Annotated in this window: 22 protein-coding genes; 17 read left to right on the forward strand and 5 right to left on the reverse strand. The window is 74.3% G+C overall.

The annotated features are described in order from the left end of the window. Positions 1-53: 53 nt before the first annotated feature. From M4D82_RS27235 to rfaE2, 8 genes are all read left to right on the forward strand, one after another. The gene (locus tag M4D82_RS27235; RefSeq protein ID WP_249768588.1) at positions 54-1,709 is read left to right on the forward strand and encodes a carbamoyltransferase family protein; all 1,656 of its coding nucleotides are present in this window, start codon (positions 54-56) and stop codon (positions 1,707-1,709) included. A gap of 20 nt (positions 1,710-1,729) precedes the next feature. After that, positions 1,730-2,788, forward strand: a complete 1,059-nt coding sequence (locus M4D82_RS27240; protein WP_249772196.1) for a glycosyltransferase — start codon at positions 1,730-1,732, stop codon at positions 2,786-2,788. 101 nt (positions 2,789-2,889) lie between these two features. Beyond that, positions 2,890-3,423 (forward strand): D-glycero-alpha-D-manno-heptose-1,7-bisphosphate 7-phosphatase, encoded by a 534-nt coding sequence (locus M4D82_RS27245; protein ID WP_502989012.1) that lies wholly within the window; start codon positions 2,890-2,892, stop codon positions 3,421-3,423. After that, on the forward strand, positions 3,420-4,571 hold the full coding sequence (locus M4D82_RS27250; RefSeq protein ID WP_249768599.1) for a glycosyltransferase family 9 protein: 1,152 nt from the start codon (positions 3,420-3,422) through the stop codon (positions 4,569-4,571). The genes M4D82_RS27245 and M4D82_RS27250 overlap by 4 nt, the downstream gene beginning before the upstream one ends. A 19-nt stretch (positions 4,572-4,590) precedes the next feature. Next, positions 4,591-5,553 carry a glycosyltransferase gene (locus M4D82_RS27255; protein ID WP_249768601.1) on the forward strand — a complete coding sequence of 321 codons (963 nt, stop codon included), beginning with the start codon at positions 4,591-4,593 and terminating at the stop codon, positions 5,551-5,553. Further along, entirely contained in the window at positions 5,550-6,812 is a 1,263-nt protein-coding gene (locus tag M4D82_RS27260; protein ID WP_249768603.1) for a glycosyltransferase, read from the forward strand. The genes M4D82_RS27255 and M4D82_RS27260 overlap by 4 nt, the downstream gene beginning before the upstream one ends. A gap of 143 nt (positions 6,813-6,955) precedes the next feature. Then, positions 6,956-7,621 (forward strand): D-sedoheptulose-7-phosphate isomerase, encoded by a 666-nt coding sequence (locus M4D82_RS27265; protein ID WP_249768613.1) that lies wholly within the window; start codon positions 6,956-6,958, stop codon positions 7,619-7,621. Continuing rightward, complete coding sequence (gene rfaE2 / locus M4D82_RS27270; RefSeq protein WP_249768623.1) at positions 7,618-9,015, forward strand: D-glycero-beta-D-manno-heptose 1-phosphate adenylyltransferase; 1,398 nt, start codon at positions 7,618-7,620, stop codon at positions 9,013-9,015. Before M4D82_RS27265 ends, rfaE2 begins: the two co-directional genes overlap by 4 nt. 13 nt (positions 9,016-9,028) lie before the next feature. On the opposite strand, the gene M4D82_RS27275 is transcribed toward rfaE2, so the two are convergent. After that, positions 9,029-10,297 (reverse strand): MFS transporter, encoded by a 1,269-nt coding sequence (locus M4D82_RS27275; protein ID WP_249772198.1) that lies wholly within the window; start codon positions 10,295-10,297, stop codon positions 9,029-9,031. Positions 10,298-10,797: 500 nt separating this feature from the next. Between M4D82_RS27275 and M4D82_RS27280 the strand changes: the two genes are divergently transcribed. Both M4D82_RS27280 and M4D82_RS27285 read left to right on the forward strand, forming a co-directional pair. Next, positions 10,798-11,550 carry an SDR family oxidoreductase gene (locus M4D82_RS27280; protein ID WP_249768632.1) on the forward strand — a complete coding sequence of 251 codons (753 nt, stop codon included), beginning with the start codon at positions 10,798-10,800 and terminating at the stop codon, positions 11,548-11,550. After that, positions 11,547-12,554 carry a glycosyltransferase family 9 protein gene (locus M4D82_RS27285; RefSeq protein WP_249768634.1) on the forward strand — a complete coding sequence of 336 codons (1,008 nt, stop codon included), beginning with the start codon at positions 11,547-11,549 and terminating at the stop codon, positions 12,552-12,554. Before M4D82_RS27280 ends, M4D82_RS27285 begins: the two co-directional genes overlap by 4 nt. Before the next feature lie 33 nt (positions 12,555-12,587). On the opposite strand, the gene M4D82_RS27290 is transcribed toward M4D82_RS27285, so the two are convergent. Together M4D82_RS27290 and M4D82_RS27295 are read right to left on the reverse strand one after the other, a co-directional pair. Beyond that, a complete protein-coding gene (locus M4D82_RS27290; protein WP_249768636.1) occupies positions 12,588-13,403 on the reverse strand; it encodes an SDR family oxidoreductase in 816 nt (271 codons plus the stop codon). An 86-nt stretch (positions 13,404-13,489) separates the two neighbouring features. Further along, on the reverse strand, positions 13,490-14,554 hold the full coding sequence (locus M4D82_RS27295) for a DNA topoisomerase IB (protein ID WP_249768645.1): 1,065 nt from the start codon (positions 14,552-14,554) through the stop codon (positions 13,490-13,492). 149 nt (positions 14,555-14,703) lie between these two features. On the opposite strand from M4D82_RS27295, the gene M4D82_RS27300 reads away from it, so the two are divergent. From M4D82_RS27300 to M4D82_RS34145, 6 genes are all read left to right on the forward strand, one after another. Next, positions 14,704-15,117, forward strand: a complete 414-nt coding sequence (locus tag M4D82_RS27300; protein ID WP_249768647.1) for a CBS domain-containing protein — start codon at positions 14,704-14,706, stop codon at positions 15,115-15,117. Between the two features lie 187 nt (positions 15,118-15,304). Continuing rightward, entirely contained in the window at positions 15,305-15,775 is a 471-nt protein-coding gene (locus M4D82_RS27305; RefSeq protein ID WP_249768649.1) for a hypothetical protein, read from the forward strand. Positions 15,776-15,857: 82 nt separating this feature from the next. After that, on the forward strand, positions 15,858-16,562 hold the full coding sequence (locus M4D82_RS27310; protein WP_249768658.1) for a DUF6766 family protein: 705 nt from the start codon (positions 15,858-15,860) through the stop codon (positions 16,560-16,562). A gap of 159 nt (positions 16,563-16,721) precedes the next feature. Continuing rightward, positions 16,722-17,048: a plasmid stabilization protein gene (locus tag M4D82_RS27315; RefSeq protein WP_249768668.1), complete on the forward strand. Its 327-nt coding sequence runs from the start codon at positions 16,722-16,724 to the stop codon at positions 17,046-17,048. A 222-nt stretch (positions 17,049-17,270) separates the two neighbouring features. After that, positions 17,271-18,038: a thioesterase II family protein gene (locus M4D82_RS27320; protein WP_249768670.1), complete on the forward strand. Its 768-nt coding sequence runs from the start codon at positions 17,271-17,273 to the stop codon at positions 18,036-18,038. 216 nt (positions 18,039-18,254) lie between these two features. Continuing rightward, on the forward strand, positions 18,255-21,152 hold the full coding sequence (locus tag M4D82_RS34145; RefSeq protein ID WP_283844519.1) for a helix-turn-helix transcriptional regulator: 2,898 nt from the start codon (positions 18,255-18,257) through the stop codon (positions 21,150-21,152). A 75-nt stretch (positions 21,153-21,227) separates the two neighbouring features. Here the strand turns inward: M4D82_RS34145 and M4D82_RS27340 are convergent, their stop codons facing one another. Further along, positions 21,228-21,860 carry a response regulator gene (locus tag M4D82_RS27340; RefSeq protein WP_249768679.1) on the reverse strand — a complete coding sequence of 211 codons (633 nt, stop codon included), beginning with the start codon at positions 21,858-21,860 and terminating at the stop codon, positions 21,228-21,230. Then, positions 21,853-23,133 (reverse strand): sensor histidine kinase, encoded by a 1,281-nt coding sequence (locus M4D82_RS27345; RefSeq protein ID WP_249768687.1) that lies wholly within the window; start codon positions 23,131-23,133, stop codon positions 21,853-21,855. Before M4D82_RS27345 ends, M4D82_RS27340 begins: the two co-directional genes overlap by 8 nt. Positions 23,134-23,300: 167 nt before the next feature. Between M4D82_RS27345 and M4D82_RS27350 the strand changes: the two genes are divergently transcribed. Continuing rightward, complete coding sequence (locus M4D82_RS27350) at positions 23,301-23,837, forward strand: hypothetical protein (RefSeq protein ID WP_249768689.1); 537 nt, start codon at positions 23,301-23,303, stop codon at positions 23,835-23,837. The last annotated feature ends 45 nt before the right edge of the window (positions 23,838-23,882 follow it).

A 23,882-nucleotide genomic window follows, 5' to 3' on the forward strand; every position in this document is an offset into this window, starting at 1 on the left:
TCCCCCGAGGACGGGAGCGGCCGGTACCCCCAAAGCCGAAAGGCCGCATCGCCATGCGCATTCTCGGAATCAACGCGCTCTTCCACGACCCCGCCGCCGCCCTCGTCATCGACGGCCGCACCGTCGCCGCCGCCGAGGAGGAGCGGTTCTCGCGGCGCAAGCACGGCAAGCGGCCGGTGCCGTTCTCCGCGTGGGAACTCCCGGAGCAGGCCGCGATGTGGTGCTTGCGCCGCGCCGGGCTCCGTCCCCAGGACCTGGACGTCGTCGCGTACTCCTACGACCCCGAGCTGGCCCTGCCGGCCGAGGTCATGGGCCTGCACGACCCCTGGGACCACCTGCGGCAGACGTACGCCCGCGAGGTCCCGGGCTTCCTGGCGACCGCGCTGCCCGGCCTCGACCCGGGCATCGTCCGCTTCGTCCCCCACCACGTGGCCCACGCCGCCTCCAGCGCCTTCGCCGCCGACGGCGCCGACCGCAGCTCCGTCCTCGTCCTCGACGGACGGGGCGAGCGCGCCTCGCACCTGGCCGCCCGCCGGATCGGCAGCCGGCTGGAGCCCCTGCACGCGCAGGACCTGCCGCACTCGCTGGGACTCGTCTACGAGGAACTCACCGAGCACCTCGGCTTCCTGAGGTCCTCCGACGAGTTCAAGGTGATGGCCCTCGCCTCCCACGGCACCCCGCGACTGCTGCCCGAGCTACGGCGCTACGTCCACCCCACCGGCGACGGCGGGTTCCGCGCCACCGGCGTCCCCTGGGCGGAGTTCTGCCCACCGCGCGGCGCCGACGAGCCCTGGACCGCCGCCCACGCGGACGTCGCCGCCAGTGCCCAGGCCGTACTGGAGGAGACCCTGCTCGACCTGGCGCGCTGGCTGCACGGACGCACCCACGACCAGGTCCTCACCCTGGCCGGCGGCGTCGCCCTCAACTGCGTCGCCAACTCCCGCATCGCCCGCGAGGGCCCCTTCTCGCGCGTGTGGGTGCAGCCCGCGGCGGGCGACGCCGGAACGGCCCTCGGCTCGGCGCTGTACCTCGCCGCCCAAGCGGGGGAGGACCCCGAACCGATGGACGGCGCCGACCTGGGCCGCGACTGGTCCGACGCGGAACTCGGAGCCTGGCTCAAGACGGCGGGCGTGCCCTTCGAGCGCCCGGCGGACATCGCCGCGACCGTCGCGCAGGCCCTCGCCGACAACGCCATCGTCGCCTGGTTCCAAGGGCGCTCCGAATACGGGCCGCGCGCGCTCGGGCACCGCTCCCTCCTGGCGCACCCCGGCCACGAGGGCAACCTGGAACGCCTGAACGACGTCAAGGGGCGCGAGCAGTTCCGGCCGGTGGCCCCCATGGTCCTGGCCGAGCGGGCGGCCGAGATCTTCGACGGGCCCCTGCCCAGCCCGTACATGCTGTTCGTCCACGACGTGGCCGCCGACTGGCGGGAACGCATCCCGGCCGTCGTCCACGTCGACGGGACGGCCCGCATCCAGACGGTCGACCGGGCCCGCGAACCCCTGGTGGCGCGCATGCTCACCGAGTTCGAGAAGCGCACCGGCCTGCCGGTGGTCGTCAACACCAGCCTGAACACCGCAGGGCGCCCGATGGTCGACGATCCCCGGGACGCGCTGGAGTGCTTCGGCTCCTCGCCCGTGGACCTGCTCGCCATCGGCCCGTACGCCGTCCGGCGCGGCGAACTGTTCCGGAGCGGGGGGGACTCGTGAGCCCGACGACGCAGCATCAGATGACGACGGCGTACGCGGTCGTCGTCCCGACCCTCGGCCGGCCCAGCCTCCGGGCCTGCCTGGACGCCCTGGCCGCGGCCACGGCCGACGGCACCGGGCCCAGCGTCGTCGTCCTCGTCCACGACCGGGCGCCGGCCGCGGGCCCGCCCCCGGCCCTCTACGTGCCGCCGGCCCTGCGCCCGCTGACCACCGTCGTGGCCGGCGGCGGCCGCGGGCCCGCCGCCGCCCGCAACACCGGAACCCGAGCCGCCGGAGCGGTGCCTTGGGTCGTGTTCCTGGACGACGACGTGGTACCCGGCCCCACCTGGGGCCGTGACCTGGCCCGTGACCTGGCCTCGGCGGCCCGCGACACCGCCGCCGTCACCGCCCGCGTCGACGTCCCGCTGCCGGCCGGACGCCGCCCCACCGACTGGGAGCGCAACACCGCCGGACTGGCCACCGCCCGCTGGATCACCGCCGACATGGCCTTCCGTCGCGAGGCCCTGGAGGCCGCCGGCGGCTTCGACGAACGCTTCCGGCGCGCCTTCCGCGAAGACGCCGACCTCGCCCTGCGCCTCCTCGACGGCGGATGGACCCTCGCCCCCGGCACCCGGCGCACCACCCATCCGGTCCGGCCCGCCGACCGCTGGGTCTCCGTACGCGTCCAGGCGGGCAACGCCGACGACGTACTGATGAGCCGCCTGCACGGACCCGACTGGTGGGCGCGGGCCGCCGCCCCCCGAGGCCGGCTGCCGCGCCACCTCGCGGTCACCGCCGCGGCGGCCGCCGCGGCGGGCTGCGCGCTCGCCGGACGGGGACGTACCGCCGCCGTGTGCGCGACGGGCTGGCTCGCGGGAACCGCCGAGTTCGCCGCGGCCCGCATCGCGCCCGGTCCACGGACCCGCTCCGAGGTCGCCACCATGGCCGTCACCAGCGTGCTCATCCCGCCCGTCGCCGCCTGGCACTGGCTGCGCGGACACCTCGTGCACCGAGCGGCCCGCCCCGCACGGCCCACCGACCCGCCCCACGCGGCCGCGGCGGCCGCGAAGCAGGACCGGTCGGCGTGGGTGCGGTCATGAGCGGCCGCGACGCGATCCGGGAAGGACCCTGGGTGTGGGGCACCACACGGGCGGGCGCCCGGCGCGGACATCGCCGGGCAACAGGAGCTCTTCCCGACGCCGTGCTCTTCGACCGTGACGGCACCCTCGTCGTCGACGTGCCCTACAACGGCGACCCGGCCCGGGTGGCGGTGATGCCGTCCGCGCGAGCCGCGATGGCGGCCCTGCGCGAACGGGGCGTCCCCGTCGGCGTGGTCAGCAACCAGTCCGGGGTGGGCCGCGGGCTGCTGACACGGGAGCAGGTGGACTCCGTACGCCTGCGCGTGGACGACCTGCTCGGTCCGTTCGCCGTATGGGCGGTCTGCCCGCACCGGCCCGAGGACGGGTGCGGCTGCCGCAAGCCCGCGCCCGGACTGGTCCTCGCCGCGTGCGAGCGGCTCGGCGCCACACCCGAACGGACCGTGGTCGTCGGGGACATCGGATCCGACGTGCGGGCCGCGGAAGCCGCCGGTGCGCGCGGGGTCCTGGTGCCGACGCCGGTCACGCGGCCCGAGGAAGTCGCCGCCGCGGCCGAGACCGCCCCCGACCTCCTGACGGCGGTCCGTCTGATCCTTCGCGCGGGCGGGCCGCCGTCCGAGCCCGGCGGCGCCCGGTGAACGCCCCGCGCAGCCTGGTCGTGCGCCTCGACAGCGCCGGGGACGTCCTGCTCGCCGGACCCGCCGTACGAGCGGTGGCGGCCGGCTCCTCCCACACCACCCTGCTCTGCGGCCCCCTCGGGATTCCGGCGGCGCGGGTACTGCCCGGCGTGGACGACGTACTGGTCTACGACGCCCCCTGGGTCGGGCTGGAACCCGGCCGGACCTCGCGCGAGGAGTGCGGACTGCTGGTGGACGCCCTGTCGGCCGGCCGCTTCGACCGCGGGGTGGTCCTCGTCTCGTACCACCAGAGCCCACTGCCGACCGCCCTGCTGCTCGCCCTCGCGGGGGTGGAACGGGTGGCCGCCGACTGCGAGGAGTACCCCGGCTCGCTGCTCGCACTGCGGCACCGGCGGCTGCCCGGACGGCACGAGGCCGAGGCCGCGCTCGACCTGGTGCGCGACTTCGGCTTCGACCTGCCGCCGGGCGACGACGGCGCCCTGCGGGTGTCGCCCCCGCCCGACACCATCCGGCTGACCGGCCCCGAACCGTACGTCGTCCTCCATCCGGGGGCCGCCGTCGCCGCCCGCCGCTGGAGCGCCGGCCGGGCGGCGCGCGCCGCCGCCGCGCTGCACCGGGCGGGCCACCGGGTCGTGGTCACCGGCAGCCGCGCCGAGAAGGAGCTCACCGCCGAGGTGGCGGGCCGGCACGGACTCGACCTGGGCGGCGCCACCGCCGACCTGCACGAGCTGGCCGGGGTCCTGGCGGGCGCGCGGGCCGTGGTGACGGGCAACACCGGCCCCATGCACCTGGCCTGCGCCGTGGGAACGCCCGTCGTCTGCCTCTTCGCTCCCGTGGTGCCCGCCGAACGCTGGCGGCCCTACGGCGTTCCCCACGTCCTGCTCGGCGACCAGAGCGCCGCCTGCGCCGGCAGCCGGGCCCGGACGTGCCCGCTGCCGGGACACCCCTGCCTGGACTCCGTGAGCGACGCGGAGGTCCTGGCGGCCGTGGCCGGCCTCCTCGGACGCCCGCCGACGAACGGACACCCACCCGTCAACGAGCAGCCACCGGTCAACGAGCGGCCACCCGTCAGCGGACGCGCACCCGCCCACGGGCACCCGCCCGTCAACGGGCACCCACCCGTCAACGGGCACCCGACCCCCGCCTGAACGATCGAGGAGCCGGCGCATGAACATCCTCCTGTGGCACGTCCACGGTTCCTGGACCACCGCGTTCGTCCAGGGCCCCCACACCTACCTGGTGCCGGTCACCCCGGACCGGGGACCGGACGGCCTGGGCCGCGCCCGCACCTTCGACTGGCCGGCCTCGGTCCGCGAGGTCACACCGGCCGCCCTCGCCGACACCCCCGTCGACCTCGTCGTACTGCAACGCCCCCACGAGGCGGAACTCGCCGAACGCCACCTGGGCCGCCGACCGGGCCGCGACGTCCCCGCCGTGTACCTGGAGCACAACGCCCCCGACGGCGCCGTGCCGCGGACCCGCCACCCGTACGCCGACCGCGACGACGTGACCCTCGTCCACGTCACCCACTTCAACCGGCTCTTCTGGGACAACGGCAGCACCCGCGCCGAGGTCATCGAACACGGCATCGTCGATCCGGGCCACCTCTACACCGGCGCCCTGCCGCGCGCCGCCGTGGTCGTCAACGAGCCGATCCGTCGCGGCCGTCACACCGGCACGGACCTGCTGCCCGAGCTGGCCCGCGCCGCGCCGCTGGACGTCTTCGGCATGCGCACCGAGGGACTCGCCGCGCACCTCGGCCTGCCCGCCGAGCGCTGCCGCTCGTACGAGCTGCCCCAGCGGGACCTGCACGCCGCCATGGCGCGGCGCCGTCTCTACCTGCACCCGGTGCGCTGGACCTCCCTGGGCCTGTCCCTCCTGGAAGCCATGCACCTGGGCATGCCCGTCGTCGCCCTCGCCACCACCGAGGCCGTGGAGGCCGTACCGTCCGGCACCGGCGTGCTGTCCACCCGTCCCGAGGTCCTGGCCCGCGCCGCCCGCCACTACCTCCACGAACCGGAGGCCGCGGCCGAGGACGGCGCGCGGGCCCGGCAGGCGGCCCTCGAACGCTACGGCCTCAAACGCTTCCTGGACGATTGGGAGCGACTGATCGCGGAGGTGCGGTCATGACTCCCTTCTCCCGACCGACTCCCTCGGCCGGCCCCCGACGGTCGCTGTCCCTGGCGCTGGTCTCCGAACACGCCAGCCCGTTGGCCGCGCTGGGCGGAGTCGACGCCGGCGGGCAGAACGTCCACGTCGCCTGCCTGGCCGGGGCCTTGGCCGACCGAGGCCACCGGGTCACGGTGTACACCCGGCGCGACGCGTGCGACCTGCCCGAGCGCGTGCAGCTGCGCGCCGGCGTCACGGTGCACCACGTCCCGGCCGGTCCGCCCGAGTACCTCCCGAAGGATGAACTGCTTCCGCACATGCGTGAGTTCGCCTACCACCTGATGGACCGCTGGCAGCACGACCGGCTTCCCGACCTGATCCACTCGCACTTCTGGATGTCGGGCCTCGCCTCCCTCGCCGCCGCACGGGAACTGGGGCTGCCGATGCTGCACACCTACCACGCCCTCGGAACCGTCAAGAAACGGCACCAGGGGGCCGCCGACACCAGCCCGTCCTCGCGCATCGGCTGCGAACGGGAAGTCGGCCTCGGCTGCGACCGGATCGTGGCCACCTGCCGCGACGAGGTCGACGAACTCGAACGCATGGGCGTCCCGGCGGACAAGGCCGACGTGGTCCCGTGCGGCGTGGACACCGACCGGTTCCGGCCCGACGGCCCGGTCGCCGAGCGCGGAACGCACCACCGCCACCGGCTGCTCCAGCTCGGGCGGCTGGTCGCCCGCAAGGGAGCGGCCACGTCCATCGCGGCGCTGGCCCACCTGCCCGAAGCGGAACTCGTGGTCGCCGGCGGGCCGGACGCCGATCGGCTGGACGACGACCCCGAGGTACGCCGCCTGCGCGCCCTCGCCCGGGGCGCCGGGGTCGCCGACCGGGTGCGCTTCCTCGGCGCGGTCGCCTGCGCCGACGTACCGGCGCTGCTGCGCAGCGCCGACGTCGTGCTCTGTCCGGCGGACTACGAACCGTTCGGCATCGTGCCGCTGGAGGCCATGGCGTGCGGCCGTCCCGTCGTGGCCAGCGCCGTCGGCGGGCAGCTCGACACCGTCGCGGACCGGGAGACCGGACGGCTGGTGCCGCCCGGGGACCCGGACGCGCTGGCGCAGGCCGTGGCCGGCCTGCTGGCCGATCCGGGCCTGCGCGAGGCGTACGGCGCGGCCGGCCGGCGTCGCGTGACGAGCCGGTACGGCTGGGCGCAGGTCGCCTCGGCCACCGAACGGTCCTACCGCGTCGCACTCGCCGGCCGGCTCACCCCGGCGAGGCCGTGAACGAGCGGCCGGCCCCCTCGGCCTCCCGCCCGATCCGCACCGCCGGCGCGATACCCGCCCGGCCCGGCGATCCGTCCCCGGCAGCCACGATGACCGAAGGAGGTGGGGCCCGGCCCGCTCCCCGCAGCGGCCGGCCCGACACCATGAAGCAGACCCCCGTACACGCCGACGCACACGCGCACTGCCAGTCGCTCCAGGACGCCCTGGGACACCTGCGGGCCACCGGCCTGGACCGGCTGGCCCGCTGGGGCCACCGGCTCGCCGCCGTCCTGCCCGCGGGCGGCCGGCTGCTCGCCGCCGGGAACGGCGGCAGCGCCGCCCAGGCCCAGCACCTGACCGCGGAACTCGTCGGCCGCTACCGCGAGGAGCGCGCCGCCTATTCGGCCATCGCCCTGCACGCGGAGACCTCCAGCGTCACGGCCATCGGCAACGACTACGGCTTCGAGCACGTCTTCGCCCGCCAGGTGGCGGCGCACGGCCGCGCCGGGGACGTCCTGCTCCTGCTGTCGACCTCCGGCCGCAGCACCAACCTCCTGTCGGCCGCCATGACGGCCCGCGCGGCGGGCGTGGAGGTGTGGGCCCTCACCGGCCCCGACCCGAACCCGCTCGCCGAGGCCGCCGACCAGGCCCTGTGCATTTCGGCGGACACGGCGGCGACCGTGCAGGAGACCCATCTGGTGGCGGTCCACCTGCTGTGCGAGTCGTTCGACGCCGCGCTCGCCGAGGCCGGCCGCACCACCGTCTCCCGGCCCGCAGGCGGCAAGAAGCACCGCCCGCCGGTCCCCGCTCTCGGCAGGAGGCTGCGGTGAACGGCCCCGGGCCGCTGACCGTGGTCGGCGACGTCCTCCTCGACCACGACATCCGCGGCGACGTGGGACGCCTCGCCCCCGACGCCCCCGTGCCCGTCGTCGACGTCACCGCCGACCTCCACCGCGCCGGCGGAGCCGGTCTGGCCGCCCTCCTCGCCGCCCGCGGCGGCCGTGAGGTCGTCCTGGTCACCGCGCTGGGCGAGGACCGGGCCAGCGACCGCCTACGCGAGGTCCTGGAGGGGCGGGTACGGCTGGTGGAGCTTCCGCTCGACGGAACGCTGCCGGAGAAGACGCGGGTCCTGGCCGCCGGCCGCCCCCTCGTACGGATCGACCGGGGCGGCGGCGAGGTCGGCCCGCCCACCGCCGCCGTCCGCGAAGCACTGCAGCGGGCGTCCGCCGTCCTGGTCGCGGACTACGGCAGGGGAACGGCCGACTCCGTACGGCCCCTGCTGGCCGCGGCGGCCCGGCGCGCCCCGCTGGTGTGGGACCCCCACCCGCGGGGCGGCCCGCCGGTTCCCGGCGCCCGCCTGGTGACCCCCAACGCGGCCGAGGCCGCCGCCCTCTGCCCCGCCGAGGACGACTCGCTGGGCGCGCACGCCCGCAGGGGCGCCGAACTGGCGCAGCGGTGGGAGGCCGTCACCGTGGCGGTGACCCTCGGCGCACGCGGCGCCTTCCTGACCCGCCCGCACACGCCGGCCCCCATGCTCGTCCCCGCGCCCTACACGGCCACCGGCGACCCGTGCGGCGCCGGCGACTGCTTCGCCGCCATCGCCGCCGCCGCCCTCGCGGACGGCGCCCTCCCGGAGGAGGCAGTGCAGCGAGCGGTGACGGGCGCCGCCGCCTTCGTCGCCGCCGGCGGCGCCTCCGACCCCGCTTTGTGGCGCTCGCCCGGTACCACCGCCCCGATGGACCGGCCCGTCGGCGACGCCTTCGCGCTGGCCGACAGCGTGCGGGCGCGCGGCGGCACCGTGGTGGCCACCGGCGGCTGCTTCGACCTGCTGCACGCCGGGCACGTGGGCCTGCTCGACAGCGCGCGGCGCATCGGTGACTGTCTGATCGTCTGCGTGAACAGCGACGCATCCCTCCGCCGGCTGAAGGGGGAGGGCCGTCCGCTGACCCCGCTGGAGGACCGCCTGCGCGTCCTGGCGGCGCTGGGCAGCGTCGACGCGGTCGTGGCCTTCGAGGAGGACACCCCCGAGACGCTGCTGCGGTCGCTGCGGCCGGACGTCTGGGTCAAGGGCGGCGACTACACCCCCGAAGGGCTCCCGGAGGCCGCGGTCGTGCGGGAGTGGGGCGGCCAGGCCGTCGTCCTGCCGTACCTGGACGGCCGGTCCACCACCCGCCTCGCCGCACGGGCCGCGCGCGCCGCGCGGGACTCCCGTACGACCTCCTGAAACCGGCTCCGGGTCAGGCCGCCGTGTCCAGGCCGGCGCGGGCGGTCACGGCGGGCGCGGGGACCCGCACGGGCGCGAACCGGCCGACCCCGCGGCTGCGGAGCAGGTAGCCCGACGCCACCGCCGCGGTCACGACCAGCCCGCCGACCACCAGGGCGACCCGCACGCCCGCCAGCTCCATGAACAGCCCCAGCGCGGGCGGCGCCGCGAGGCCCCAGACGGTGCGGATGCTCGACCAGGCTCCGAGGACGCGCCCGCGCATGTGGGCCGGCGGGTCGGTCTGGAGCACCGTCGACTGCGCGGTGTCGCCGACCGACTCGGCCATGGCCATGGGCAGGACGAGGACGAGCAGCACCACGAGGGAGGGGGAGAGGCCGGCCAGCACCTGGAGCAGAGCGCCGGCGACGGTCAGGACACCCACCAGCCGCACGGTGGGCCGGCGCAGCCGGGCACCGAGGACGGCGCCGACGATGCCGCCGACGGCCAGGACGGTGGACACCTTGCTGAAGGAGGACGCGTTCCCGGCGAGCGGGCCGGTGACGAGGACCACCAGGGTGAGCGAGTAGTTGCGGCCGAACATCGCGCTGATCCCGTTGAGCGCGGCGAGCGCGACGAGCCGGGGGCGGCGCATGAAGAAGGCCAGACCCTCCCGCGCGCTCAGCTGCTCGGCGCCGGCGGACGGTGATGCCTCGGCCGCGGCGGTCACGTGGGTTTCCGGGCGCGCCGTCCCGACGGGCCGTGCCGCCTTGAGGAACGGGATCACGCAGGCGACGAAGAGGAAGGACAGCCCGTTCGCGGCGTACGCCGCGGCCGTGCCCAGCAGACCGACGGCCACGCCGGCGAGGGCCGCGCCGACCAGGCGCCCGGCGCTGTGGACGAGCGAGCCGATGCCGATCGCGGAGGGCACGTCGTCCGGATGGACGAGGTCGTTGCCCAGCAGGGCGCAGGCGGGCCCGTCAACGGTGGCGATCAGCCCCGTGACGGCCGCCAGCCCCAGCAGGACCGGCAGGCTCAGCCCGTCCAGCGCGACCAGGACCGCCGTCACGAGAGCCACCGCGCCCAGGAGCGCCTGCCCCACGGCGGCGGTCAGCTTGCGGGGCCAGCGGTCGACCGCGGCGCCGCCCATGAGGCCGAACAGCAGGCCGGGCGCCGCCTGGATCGACACGGACAGGCCGGTGGCGGCGGCGGAGCCGGTGATCTGGAGCACGAGGAGGTTCTGCACCGTCAACTGCATCCACGTACCGGCGTTGGAGACGAAGTTGGCGACGGCCCACCAGCGCATGCTGCGGTGGCGCAGGGAGCGCCAGGGCGATCGGGAAGGGGCGGCGGGCAGGGCGGACGACGACCGGGACGGGCGGAAAGAAGGCACGGAGACAGACCAGGGGAAGGGCGCGGGGCGCGGGGCGCGGGACGGGGGGGGCGGGCACTGCGCACCGTCGGCGTGCGGCGGCACGCGACAGACGGGGAATCGGCCCCGAGTCATGCTGACAGATCGCCCGCGGCTCCCGCCGGGCCCGGCCCGTCCGAGGGGCCGCGTACGGAGAACCGGCCCTTGGGACGCCTGGCATGGGCCGTGGCCCGTGGGTTTGCTCACACCCCGCGCCGGGCGGCAGCCGAGCGGGTGCCGCCCGTGCCGCGCGTCACACGGCAGGCCGGTAGGCCCTGCGGCCTAATCCGGCGTGCCGCGGCGGGGCGCCCTGGGGACAGTGGACTCGAAGCGGCGGCCCGGGGCCACAGGAGCGCACCCGGGCGGGCCGGGCACCGGCGACGGAAGGCATGCGGATGAGCGGCAGCGGCACGGCGTACACGGACCTCACCGGCAGACAGGCACTGGTGACCGGCGGAGCGCGCGGACTGGGCGCGGCCATCTCCCGCCGGCTGGCCGCCGCCGGAGCGTCCGTCCTCGTGGCGGACGTACGGCAGGACCTGGCCAAGGAGCTGTGCGAGGACCTCGTGGCCCAAGGGCTGCGGGCCCGCTCGGTCGGCCTGGACGTCTGCGACCCCGGGGCCGTCGCGGACGTCTTCCGGGACGTCGACGAGGCGGGCGAGAAGGTCGACATCCTGGTCAACAACGCCGCCGTGGACGTCTCCAAGTCCGCCGAGCACCTCACGGCGCAGGAGGTGGCCCGCGTGGTGAGCACGAACCTCCTCGGGCCCATGTACCTGTGTCTGGAGGGCTACCGCCGCATGATCGCCCAGGGCGGCGGTCACATCGTGAACATCCTCTCGACCGCGGCCAACCGGACGTGGACCGAAGCAGGCCCCTACGCGGCGAGCAAATCGGGGCTGAGGGCCTTCACCCACACCCTCTTCAAAGAGGCCCAGCGCGACTGCGAAGGCATCGGCGTCACGGGGATCATCGCCGGCGGCATGGAAACCGCCTTCATCCTGGAGAGGTTCCCCGACGCGGACGTGTCGATGCTGCAGAGCCCCGAGATCGTCGCCGACACCGTCCTGTACGCCCTGTCCGTGCCGGTCGGCAGCGCCATCGGCGAGCTGGTCGTGGTGCCCCGCCGGGAACCGTCCTGGCCGTGAACCGGCGGGCCCGCCCCGAGGTCCTGGTGCTGCGCGCCCTGGGCCTCGGCGACCTTCTGACGGTGGTGCCCTGCCTGCGGGCGCTGCGCCGGGCCCTGCCGGGCCGCGACATCGTCCTCGCCGCGCCCGCCCGACTGGCGGCCGTCGCCGCGGCCACCGGCCTCGTGGACCGTCTGCTGCCCGCCGGCGCCCCCGGCCGGGCCGTCCCCACGGAGCTCGCCTGGGCGGGGCCGCCACCGGAGCTGGCCGTGGACCTGCACGGCAACGGCCCCCCGAGCCACCTGCTGCTCCAGCGGCTGCGGCCGGGCCGGCTGCTGGCCTACGGGCATCCCGACACCCCCGACATCGCCGGCCCCCCGTGGCGCCCGGACGAACACGAACGCGACCGCTGGTGCCGGCTGCTGCGCTGGTACGGGATCGAAGCCGACCCGACCGACCTGCGCATTCCCGGCCCCGCGTGCCCCTCTCCCGCTCCGGGCGCCGTCGTGATCCACCCGGGCGCCGATTCGGCGGCCCGCCGCTGGCCCGCACCGCGCTTCGCGGCCGTCGCCCGTGCCGTGGACCGCGCCGGCCACCGGGTCGTGATCACGTCGGGCGCGGGGGAGGGGCCGCTCGCCCGGTCGGTGGCGGCCGAAGCCGGTCTGCCACCGGACGCGGTGCTGGGCGGCACGGACGACGTGCCGTTCCCGCTGCTGTGCGCCCTGATCGCCGGGGCGCGCTGTGTCGTCGTCGGGGACACGGGCCTCGCCCACCTCGCGTCGGCCCTGGGCACGGCGTCCGTCGTCCTGTTCGGCCCCGTGGCACCGCGGCTGTGGGGGCCCCCGCCGCACCGCCGGCACCGGGTGCTGTGGCGGCCCGTCGCCGGTGAGGACCCGCTGCGGCCCGGTGACGCCCACGGCGCCTCACCGGACGAGCGGCTGCTGCGGATCACCGTCGACGAGGTGGTCGGGGCGGCCCTGGCCGTGATCGACCACGACGCGGACGCCTCTGCCGTGCCGGGGTGAGCCGCGGCGCCGCGTTCGGCTCCGTCCCCGCCCTCAGGGGCGTCGCCACGCGTCGTCCTCCAGGTGGGAGCCGGCCATGGGCCCCATGCGGAGCATGCCTCCGTCGACGGCCCAGGAAGCGCCCGTGACGTACGAGGCCTCCTCGCTCGCGAGGAAGGCGATGACGGCGGCGACCTCGCGGGCGTCGCCGGGGCGGCCCACGGGGACACCGGGCCTCGGTGTCCGCCGGACGTCCTGGTCCTCCTGGCCGGTCATCGGTGTGGCGATCTCCCCCGGGGCGACGGCGTTCACCGTGATGCCGTGTTCGGCGAGTTCCAACGCCATCACCTGCGTGAGCAGTCCCAGCCCTCCCTTGGCCGCGCAGTAGGGGGCGGCTCCGACCCGCGGTTGGTGTTCGTGCACGGAGGTGACGTTGACGATCCGGCCGCCGCCGCCCTGGGCGACCATGCGCCGTGCCGCGCGCTGGGAGCAGAGGAAGGGGCCGACGAGATCCACGTCCAGCACCTCGCGGACGGTGTCGAGGGTGAGGTCCAGGAACGGGGTGGAGGTGCCGGTGCCGGCGTTGTTGACGAGTACGTCGATCCGGCCCAGGTCATCGGCCATGCTGTCGATCACGTCCGCCGCCTTCGGCAGGTCGGTCAGGTCCAGCCGGGCCACGACGGCCCGTCTGCCGTGGCCCCGGACCTCGGCGGCGGTCCGTTCGGCGCCCACTTCGTCGGTGTGCCAGGTGATGCCGACGTCCATGCCCTGGGCGGCGAGCCGTACGGCGACGGCCCTGCCGATCCCGGAGTCCGCACCGGTCACGACGGCGGCGGTGGGAGTGCGTCCGGCTGTGTCCGCAGCGGTCATGGCTGTTTCCCACCTTCCTGAGAGGCGGCCTCGTACGGCCCGCTGCTGGGCGGGTACCCGGTCGGCCGGCGGACATGTCCACTCGCTCACCGGGGCGGTCGTCGGCGACGCCCGCCCCGCGGCCCGCCGGGGTCCTGGCCGCGCAGCAGGCGCAGCACCGCCGCCTCCACCTCCCCGTGCGTGGCGGGGTGCCCGTAGTCGACGCCGATGCCGAGGCGGTCCAGGGCCGGTCTGATCGTGACGCCGTCTTCGAACAGTTCGAAGAGTCGGGGGTGGATGTACGAGGCCCGGCACACCGCGGGCGTGTTGCCGAGGTAGCCGCTCACTTCGCGCACCGCTCGGGACTCGGCCTTGGCGCGCTGGGCCCGGGAGCCCGCGGCGGCCTCGGCGGAGACGGCCAGGGCCACGGCCGCCAGGACCGTCGCGTGCCAGGTCCGGAAGTCCTTCGCGGTGATGTCCGCACCGGAGCGGGTGCGCAGGTACTCGTTCACATCGGCGGCCGTCACGTCGTGCCAGACGTGACCGTTGCGGTAGGCGAACAGCTGGGACCGGCTCCCGTCGCGCCGCAGCAGCGCCCTCACGACCGTGTAGGCCGCCGGATCCACGAGCGCCCGCGTCTGCTCCTGCCCGGACTTGCCGGGATAGGTGAAGCAGACCTCGCCCCGGCGGCAGGAGGCGTGCTCGGGCAGCAGGGTGGTCAGCCCGTAGGCCTCGTGGTCCTTGCGGTACGCCGCGCCGCCCACCCGGAAGAACCCCAGGTCGAGCAGGCGCGCGGTGCAGGCCAGGACCCGGTCGCGGGTCAGTCCCCGCGCGTCGAGGTCCGCCCTGATGCCCTCCCGCAGCCGCGGGAGCCGCCTCGCGACGTCCAGGACGTGCTCGTGTTTGGCCGCCTCCTGCCGCTCCCTGAACCTCTGGTGATAGAGGTACTGCCGCCGCCCGGCCGCGTCGGTGCCCATGGCCTGGATGTGGCCGCCCGGCCAGGGGCAGATCCACACGTCCGCCCAGGCGGGCGGGATCACCAGCGCCCGCAGCCGCGCCTTCTGCGCCGGGTCCTTGACCGGCGCGCCGCTCGGGTCCAGATAGCGGAAGCCGCGTCCGTGGCGCACCCGTGAGTAGCCGGGGCGGTCCGGGCGACTCGTACGCAGCCGCATGGTCTCCCTCGCTCCTCCTTCATCCGAGGGCCTTCTTTCCGACCGCCCGGTCGGCAAACCCGACGGGTGCGAGGTGTGCCGTTAGCGGACGGGGTGACCGGGCAGGCGCAACCACGAACAGCAAGGCAGAGCCGAGGAAGGACACGGACATGACCACTGCCCGCGAAATCATGACCGAAGGCGCGGAATGCATCGGCGCCGAGGAATCCGTTCTGGAGGCGGCCAAGAAGATGGCTGAACTGGAAGTCGGAGCCCTGCCGATCTGCGGCACGGACGACAGGCTCAAGGGCATGCTCACCGACCGCGACATCGTGGTGAAGGTCCTGGCCGCCGGCAAGGACCCCGCCCAGTGCAAGGCCGGAGAGCTCGCCCAGGGCGAGGCGGTGACCATCGGTGCGGACGACGACGCGCAGGAGATCCTGCGGACGATGTCCGAACACAAGGTGCGCCGGCTTCCCGTCATCGACGGCCACCGGCTGATCGGCATGGTCGCGCAGGCCGACGTCGCACGCGCCCTGCCCGACGCCAAGGTGGGCGAACTCCTGGACGCGCTCTCCGTCTGAGCGCGCGCCACGACCCGCAGCCGCCGGTGACCGAGGGATCACCGGCGGCGGCGCCGGTTCGGGTCCCCGAGGGGACCGTCAGGGGGACAACGGGCTTTCGCCGGTGACGGGCTTCGATCCGCCGGGTAGGGACGGGGGAAGAGCGGGCTCTCGGCGTCCGGGCGGCTGCCCGCGGCACCCCAAGGAGGTGGGCAAGCTGTCCGAGCGGTTCGATGGGACCCGATCCGGCGGCCACTTCTCGTGGCGGTCCCTGCGCACAGCGGGCGCACGGGTGCTCGGCGCCTCTATGACGGTGATGACGGTGACGGCGTGCGGGGCGAGCGCCGCACGGACCGATGGCGCGCGTGACGCCGGCCGCGCCTTCCTGGGCGCCGTCGCCGCCGCGGACCACGCGGCGGCATGCGACCTGCTCGCCCCCGAAACGCGCGAGCAAGTGGTCGAGGACGAGAAGAAAGCGTGCGCCCTGGCCCTCACCGACCAGCGGCTCCCCGTCGACCGGGCGGATCACGCCGTCGAGGTGTACGGGCGGCAGGCGGTGTTCCGGGCGGCCGGGCAGACGTTGTTCCTCTCGCAGTTCGCCGACGGCTGGAAAGTCGTCGCGGCCGGCTGCACGCCCCAGGGCGACAAGCCCTACCGCTGCGTCGTGAAGGGCGACTGAGGATGCGCCTCCTCTTCGTCACCTGTCTGGTCGTGATCGTCGGCGGGCTGGGCTACTTCATCGCGATCGGGGCGATGCACCGATGAGCCGAGAACAGTCGCGCGAGGACCGGCGCGGCGGCTTCTGGAGGGACAACAGCCTCACCCTCGCGTTCGGATCGGCGTTCCTCCTCGTCCTGCTCGGCCAGGCGTTCGCCGGTCAGGCCGAGTTCAACGAGCAGCTCACGGTGGACGGCCTCCAGCAGGTCACCCTCGGCGAATACATGATGTCCTCCGACTTCGCCGTCGACGTCACCGAGAACTGGCAGTCCGAATTCCTGCAGTTCTTCCTCTTCATCTTCGGCACCGTCTGGCTCGTCCAGCGCGGCTCACCCGAGTCCAAGGAACTCCACAAGGTCGGCACGGAATCCGACCGTGAGCAGCGCTTGGGGGACCACGCGACAGCGGACTCCCCGCGGTGGGCGGGCGGCAAGGGCTGGCGACAGCGCGTCTACTCCCGCTCCCTCGGCCTGGTCATGGGGCTGTTGTTCGTCCTGTCCTGGTCCGCCCAGTCAGTCGCCGGCGTGTCCGCCTACAACGAGCAACAGCTGCGGCAGCTCCAGGATCCCGTCGGCTGGGGCGCCTACTTGGGCCGCCCCGAATTCTGGGCCAGGACCCTGCAGAACTGGCAGTCGGAACTCCTGGCCGTGGCCGCGATGGTGATCCTCTCCGTCTACCTGCGCCAGCGCGGCTCCCCGGAGTCCAAGCCGGTCGGCGCCCCGCATACGGCGACGGGCGTCGAGGGCTGACGCCGTGGCCGAGCCGCCACCACAACCAGCCCCACCTGCGGGCGGCGCGCCGCCGATCGGCCGCTCTGGGCGCGCGAGGTTGGCCGAAAACGCTCACGATGGCGCTTGACGTCCAGCGCGCGAACCAGTGCGCTGATCCGATGGTGAAGGAGACCTGCGATGCCCCGTGGTTCCAGTGGCAAGCGCGAGCGGCAGTACGAGCACATCAAGGAGTCCGGTGAGGAGCGCGGCATGTCGGAAGGCCGGGCGAAGGAGATGGCGTCCCGCACGGTGAACAAGGAACGGGCCCGGTCGGGCGAGTCGAAGACGGCCGGCCGCGGCTCCACCCAGGGCAAGTCCGCTTCCCAGCGGGGAGGCGAGAAGTCCGGCGGCGGCCGCTCCTCGGAGCGCACGCGCGACGAGCTGTACGAGGAGGCGAAGAAGCGCGGCATCGAGGGCCGCTCCACGATGAACAAGCAGCAGTTGAAGAACGCCCTCGGTCGCTGAAGGGCGCCGCCCGGACGGGACGGTTGAATTTCGAACGGTTTCGGCCAACCCGGGCCACACAGACGATTTCCGGCCGCCATAGGGGTTTCAAACCTAGGGGTACTGACGGCATTCGCGCTCTGCTAGACATAGGGCAACGGAACGCGTGTACGGAAGTCGCAAATGAGCCCGGGTTGCCGAGGTCATGCGCTGCTCCGGACTGGAACACGGAGTTTTCATCCCTTGATCGACAACCGTAATGCCGATGGCTGGGTCCGCCGCTATCACGCCGCGGACGAAAGCCCGATCCGACTGGTCTGCCTCCCGCACGCCGGTGGATCCGCCTCCTTCTACTTCCCCATGTCCCAGGCCCTGGCCCCGGCGGTGGACGTCCTCAGCGTCCAGTACCCCGGACGCCAGGACCGCCGGCACGAGCCGGGGATCACCGACATCGGCGCCTACGCCGACGCCCTGACCACCGCCCTCCTGCCGTGGCTGGACAAGCCCCTGGCCTTCTTCGGCCACAGCATGGGCGCCGTCCTCGCCTTCGAGGTGACGCGCCGACTGGAACGCGACCACGACGTCCACCCCGTACGCGTCTTCGCCTCGGGCCGGCGCTCACCGTCGAGTTTCCGCCACGAGAGCGTGCACCTGCGCGACGACGACGGCATCGTCGCCGAAATGCGGGAACTCAGCGGGACCGACGCCGCCATTCTCGGCAACGAGGAGATTCTCCGCATGGTGCTCCCCGCCATTCGGAGCGACTACACGGCGATCGAGAACTACCGGGCCGCGGCCGACGAAACGGTGAACACCCCGATCACCGTACTGACCGGCGAGTCCGACCCCCGCACCAGCGGCGAAGAAGCGGAAGCCTGGGAAGCCCACACCCTCGGTGAATTCGACATCCATCGTTTCCCCGGCGGCCATTTCTTCCTCGCCCGCCACCAGGCGCGGATCTTGAAGATCGTTTCTGAGGAGCTCGCAGCGGCCACCGCCCCGAAGGGCTGAGCCGCGCGCCGGGAGGTGGCCGCATGACCACCGGCCGACCCGGCGGCGAACGGACGAACGGGACCCGAGGCGCGACCGGCACCCTTCCCGCACGGAGGGAAACCGACCCCCGCCCCGGACCACCCCGAATCACCCCGCCCGCCCGGCGGGGGCGCGAGGAGGCACGACGCAGTGCAGTGCAGGGCAGACTCAGGTAGCCCGGGGGAAGGAAACGCCGTGGAGGCAAGGCTGGTCGAGCGTGAACACGAGTGGCAGACGCTGAACGACCTGCTCGACAGCGCCCGTCGGGGTCGCGGACGCGTCGCCGTCATCAGCGGCCCCATCGCCGGCGGGAAGACGACCCTGCTGGAACGCTTCACCGAAAAGGCCCTCTCCGAAGGGGCGTTGGTGCTGGAAGCGGCCGGCTCCCGCGCCGAGCGCTACCTCCCCTTCGGGATCCTGCGCCGCATCCTCGACAGCGCCGCACCGCTGGACCCCGCCGTCCACGCCGAGGCCACCGCACTGCTCGACGCGGTGAGCGCCCAGGCCACGGACGGCGACGACGACGCCGAGGGCGCCGTCGAGGCGGGCATGCGGGTCCTGCCCCACGTCTGCGCCTCGCTCCTGCGGATCGCCCGCGACCGGACCGTCGTCATCGCCGTCGACGACGTCCACCACGGCGACGAACTCTCCCGCGCGTTCCTGCTGTGCCTGGCCCGCAGGGTCCGGCAGGCCGGCGTCCTGATCGTGCTCACCGAGGCCGTACGCCTGCTGCCCGCCCAACTCGACTTCCACGCCGAACTCAAGCGCCAGCCCAACTGCACCACCCTGCGGCTCCCCCTGCTCAGCACGGACGGCACCGCACGCCTCCTCGCCGACCACTTCTCCACCGCCGCCGCCGGGCGGCTGTCCACCGACTGCCGGGAGGCCACCGGCGGAAACCCGCTGCTGGTCAAGGCCCTCCTGGAAGACGGCCTGGCCGCCCTGGGCGACAGCGAACCCTTCCAACCGCTGGCCCCCGCCGAGACCTTCGAGCGCGCCGTCCTGGACTGCCTCCACCGGGGCGACCCCGAGATGCCCGCCGTCGCCCGGGGCATCGCCGTCCTCGGCGACGCCTGCCCGCCCGCCCTGCTCAGCCGCATCACCGACGTCCACGTCAAGACCGCCGAACTGGCCGTCCAGGACCTGGGCCGGTGCGGAATCTTGCGCGACGGCGCCTTCCGCGCGGCCGCCACCCGCAACGCCGTACTCACCGCGACCCCGCCCGGCGCACTGTCCGCCCTCCACCAGCGTGCCGCGCGCCTGCTGCACCAGGAAGGCGCGGCCGCCCTCGACGTCGCCCGCCACCTCCTCGCCGCCCGCAAGCCGGTCGACGACTGGGCCATCCCCGTCCTCCAGGACGCCGCCGAATACGCCCTCGTCGAAGGCGACCCCCAACTCGCCCTGCGCTGCGGCGAACTCGCCGTCGACTCCTGCCCCGAGGGCGCGCGCCGCACCGCCCTGAAGTCCCGCCTGGTCAGCATCGTCTGGCGCAGCAGCCCGGTCGCCGCCGAAAGCCACCTGCGCCAGCTCTCCCGCGAGTTCTGCGCCGGCCGGCTCAGCGACCGCGACCTCCTGCACGCCGTGTCCTGCCTGGCCTGGATGGGCGAGGCCCGCCAGGCCTCCGAGGAGATACGCCGCCTGCAGAACGCCGCCGACCAGGCCCGCGCCGCCGGAACGCCCTTCGCCTACGAACCCGGCACGCTCGCCGCCGCCCAGAGCTGGCTCTCCGTGATCAGCCCCCCGGTACGCGACGCGTTCGCCACCGCCGCGCCCCCGGACACCACCGCGCCCGGACACCCGCGTACGCCGACCACCGACCGCCCCCTGGTCGCCACCGCCGCCGCCGTCGCCGTCTACGACATGCCCGACGACGCCCACGTACCGGCCGCCGAGGCCATGCGGACCGCGCTGCGCGGCGGCCACGGCGAGGCGGCCGTCGCCGAGGCCACGCGGGTCCTCCAGCGCTACCACCTCAGCGACCGCACCCTGACCCCCCTCGTCCTCGCCGTCCTGGCCCTCGTCTACGCGGGCCGCCTCGACCTAGCCCTGACCTGGATCGACCGGCTGCTCGGCGAATGCTCCGCGCACAACGCACCGACCTGGCAGGCGCTCCTCGGCGTGGTGCGCGCCGAGGTCGCCCTGCGCCAGGGCGACCTGCCGGGCGCGGCCGCCCAGGCCCGTCACGCCATGTCGCTGATATCCGCCCCGTGTTGGGGCGTGGGCATCGCCCTGCCGCTCGGGGTCCTCATCGAGGCCGAGACCCAGATGGGCAACATCGACGAGGCGATGAGCCTGCTCGAACGGCCCGTCCCCGAGGCGATGTCGGAGACCCGGATCGGACTGCACTACCTGCGGGCCCGGGGCCGCTGCCACCTCGCCACCGGCCGCTACCACGCCGCCCTGCGCGACTTCCTCACCTGCGGGGAACTCATGCAGGCCTGGGACATGGAGGCCGCCGAACCGGCGCCGTGGCGGCTGGACGCCGCCGAGGCGTGGCTGGCCATCGGCAACGTCGCGCGCGCCCGCGAGTACGTCGAGCAGCAGCGCCGGCGCGAGGCGGGCCCGGCCGGAAGCCGGCCGCGCGGACCCCTGCTCCTCGCGCTGGCCCGCACCAGCGGAGACCTCGCCTACCGCCTCAAGCGCCTCACCGAGGCCGTCGAGATCCTGGAACAGGGCGAGGACCGGCTCCAACTCGCCCGCACGCTCGGCGAACTGGGCAGCGCCTACCGCGCCGCCGGGGACTTCAACCGGGCCCGGATGCTCGTCCGCAAGGCCTGGCACGTCGCCAAGTCCTGCGGGGCGCAGCCGCTGTGCCAGGAGTTCACCCCCGGCCAGGGCGACGGCGAACCCGCCGCCGCGGTCGGGCGCGAGGCGGAAGCGCCGAAGGAGGCCGAGGTGTTGTCCGAGGCCGAGGCCCGGGTGGCGCTGCTGGCGGCGCGCGGTCACACCAACCGGGAGATCGCCACGAAGCTCTACGTCACCGTTTCCACGGTCGAGCAACACCTGACCCGCATCTACCGCAAGCTGAAGGTCAAACGGCGCCGCGACCTGCCCGCGCGCCTGTGGGACCTGAGCCTGCCCGGCATCGCCTGACAAGGGCCGGGTGCCCGAGGCCGTGCGACCCCGGGCACCCGGCCCCCACTCATGTCCGGGCCTCCACCGGGTCCGTCAGGACAGCAGGCCCCGCTCCAGGGCCGCCATCACCGCCGCCGTGCGGTCCGACACCGACAGCTTCTTGAACGACCGCAGCAGATGCGTCTTGACCGTCGCCTCGCTGATGAACAGCCGCCGCCCGATGTCCGCGTTGGTCATGCCCTGCCTGACCAGTTGCAGGACCTCCCGCTCCCGCTCGGACAGGGCGGGCGCCTCCACCACCCGGGCCCGGAACAGCTTCGGCGCCAGCGACGGCGTCAGCACCGTCTCACCGCGCGCCGCCGCCTTCACGGCCTGCACCAACTCCTCGCGGGAGCTGCCCTTGAGCAGGTAGCCCGCCGCGCCGGCCTCGACCGCGCGCAGGATGTCGGCGTCGTCCTCGTAGGTGGTCACGATGACCACCTTGGTACGGGGCGACTCCCGCAGGATGTGCCCGGTCGCGGCCACCCCGTCCATCGCCCCCATCCGCAGGTCGAGCAGGACGATGTCCGGTTTCAGCCGGCCCGCCTGTACGACCGCCTCCTCGCCCGAGCCGGCCTGGCCCACGACCCGGATGCCCGCGTCCAGCTCCAGCATCGCCGACAGACCCTCCCGGACCACCGGATGGTCATCGACGAGCAACACCCCGATCGGTTCGCGCTCACTCATCGTCCGACTCCTCTCCCACCGGGCCCAGCGGCACCGTCACCTCGACACTCGTGCCCGCTCCCGGGCTGCTGTCGACCCGCACCGTTCCGCCGATCTCCGCCACCCGGGCCCGCATCCCGCGCAACCCGAAACCGCTCTGCGCCTCGCTGCGGTCCTCTTCCGGCACGGCCTCGCGCCAGGCGTCCACGGCGAAGCCCGCGCCGTCGTCGCGGACCACCAGCCGCAGCGCCCGCGGCGCGTACGCCACCAGCACCTCCACGGCGTGGGCGCCGCGCGCGTGCTTGCGTACGTTCGCGAACGACTCCTGCGCCGAACGGAGCAGCACCACGCTCACCGCCATCGGCAGCGGCTGCTCCTCGCCCTCGGCCGTGCACCGCACCGTCAGCCCCGTCTCCTCCTTCAGCAGGTCCGCCTGCCGGCGTACGGCCTGCACCAGCGAGCTCTCCCGCAGCGCCGGCGGGGTCAGCTTCGAGACGAACCCGCGGGCCTCGGCCAGGCTGTCGCGGGCGACCCGCCCCGCCAGCCCGAGCCGCGCCCCCGCCCGTTCGGGATTGTCCACCACCTCCGACTCGGCGGCCTGCACCAGACTGATGATGCTGGTCAGGCTCTGCGCCAGGGTGTCGTGGATCTCACGGGCCAGCCGCTCGCGCTCGGCCGAGATACCGGCCTGGTGGGACAGGTGCGCCTCGCGCTCCCGGCTGCGCCGCAGCTCACCGATCAACTCGGCCCGCTCGGAGCTCTGCTGCACCACGCGGGTGATCCACAGGCCGAGCAGCACCGACAGGGCGATGCCCAGCAACGAGATGGGCAGCACCGACAGGATGTCCGGGTCGAACGCGCCGCCCCGCAGCCACACCACCGTCACCGGCCACAGGTTGGCCACGACGACCAGCACGATCGCCGGCGGCATCGACAGGCTCATCATGAGCATGGGGACCACCGCGAACAGCGCGAAGGAACCACCGAGGTCGAGCGTGCTGGAGAAGGCGAACAGCAGGAACAGCCCGGCGGAGAAGACGACATTGCGCCGGCCCTTCGTCCGCTCGATCATCGGTTTGCGGCCGAGACCGGCGTACCAGGGCACGATCAGCGTCAGCGCGCCGATGGCGAGGGCCCGGCGGACCTGGTCCTCGTCGGAGGTGAACAGCAAAATGACCGTGACGAGGTAGGAGACGGCGAAGTAGCCGTCCCACAGGCCGAACCAGCGGCTCCCCGAGTCGACCCCGCGACGGGGGGCCTTCCGCGGGACCTCCTCCTGCGTGTATATGTGCACGGCACCAGTCCTACCACGAGCCCCACCGGTGTCCGTCGATCGGTTGACAGCCGGTCCCACCGATCGGTCGGCACCCGGGCCGAGCCGCCCCGCCTACGTTGGAACCAGCGGAAGGAGAACCGCGACAACGGATTTCGAGGCAATGCGGAAAGGGCGGGTTCGCTCACGTGGGGCAGTTCACGACGGCACTCATCACCGGAACGACGATCCTGGCCGTCATCCTCGCGACCGACACCGGCCACCGGCGCATCACCGCCGCGAGGATCGCCGGCCCCACACTGGTGGCGTTCGTCGTCGTGGGTGTCTGCGTACACTCTTTCCCGACGGCCGGCAACGACACGTCGCTGCACCTCGCCGGCATTGGCGTGGGTGGCATCTGCGGACTCGTCGCGAGCTCCCTGCTCACCGCCCACCAAGACCGTGCGGGAGACATCCGCAGCGTCGGCGGACTCGGCCACGCGGCCGTCTGGGCCCTCCTCTTCGGAGCCCAGATCCTCTTCGCCTACGGCTGCGAGCACTGGTTCGGCGCACGCGTCACGCGCTTCACCGCCGACTACCAACTCAGCGGCAGCGAGGTCCTCGTGAGCTCGCTCGCCCTGATGTCGCTGTCGATGGTGACGGCCCGCACGGCCGTCCTGCTGTCCCGGCTGCGCGCCGTACGGGCCGCGACGGCACCGGTCCCCGAGGACCGGAGAGCGAACTGAAAACCATGCGGTACGAGTTGGTGCCAGTTGACCGGCGATGATCCA

Source organism: Streptomyces sp. RerS4 (genome assembly GCF_023515955.1).
In the GTDB taxonomy this organism is placed as follows: Bacteria; Actinomycetota; Actinomycetes; order Streptomycetales; family Streptomycetaceae; genus Streptomyces.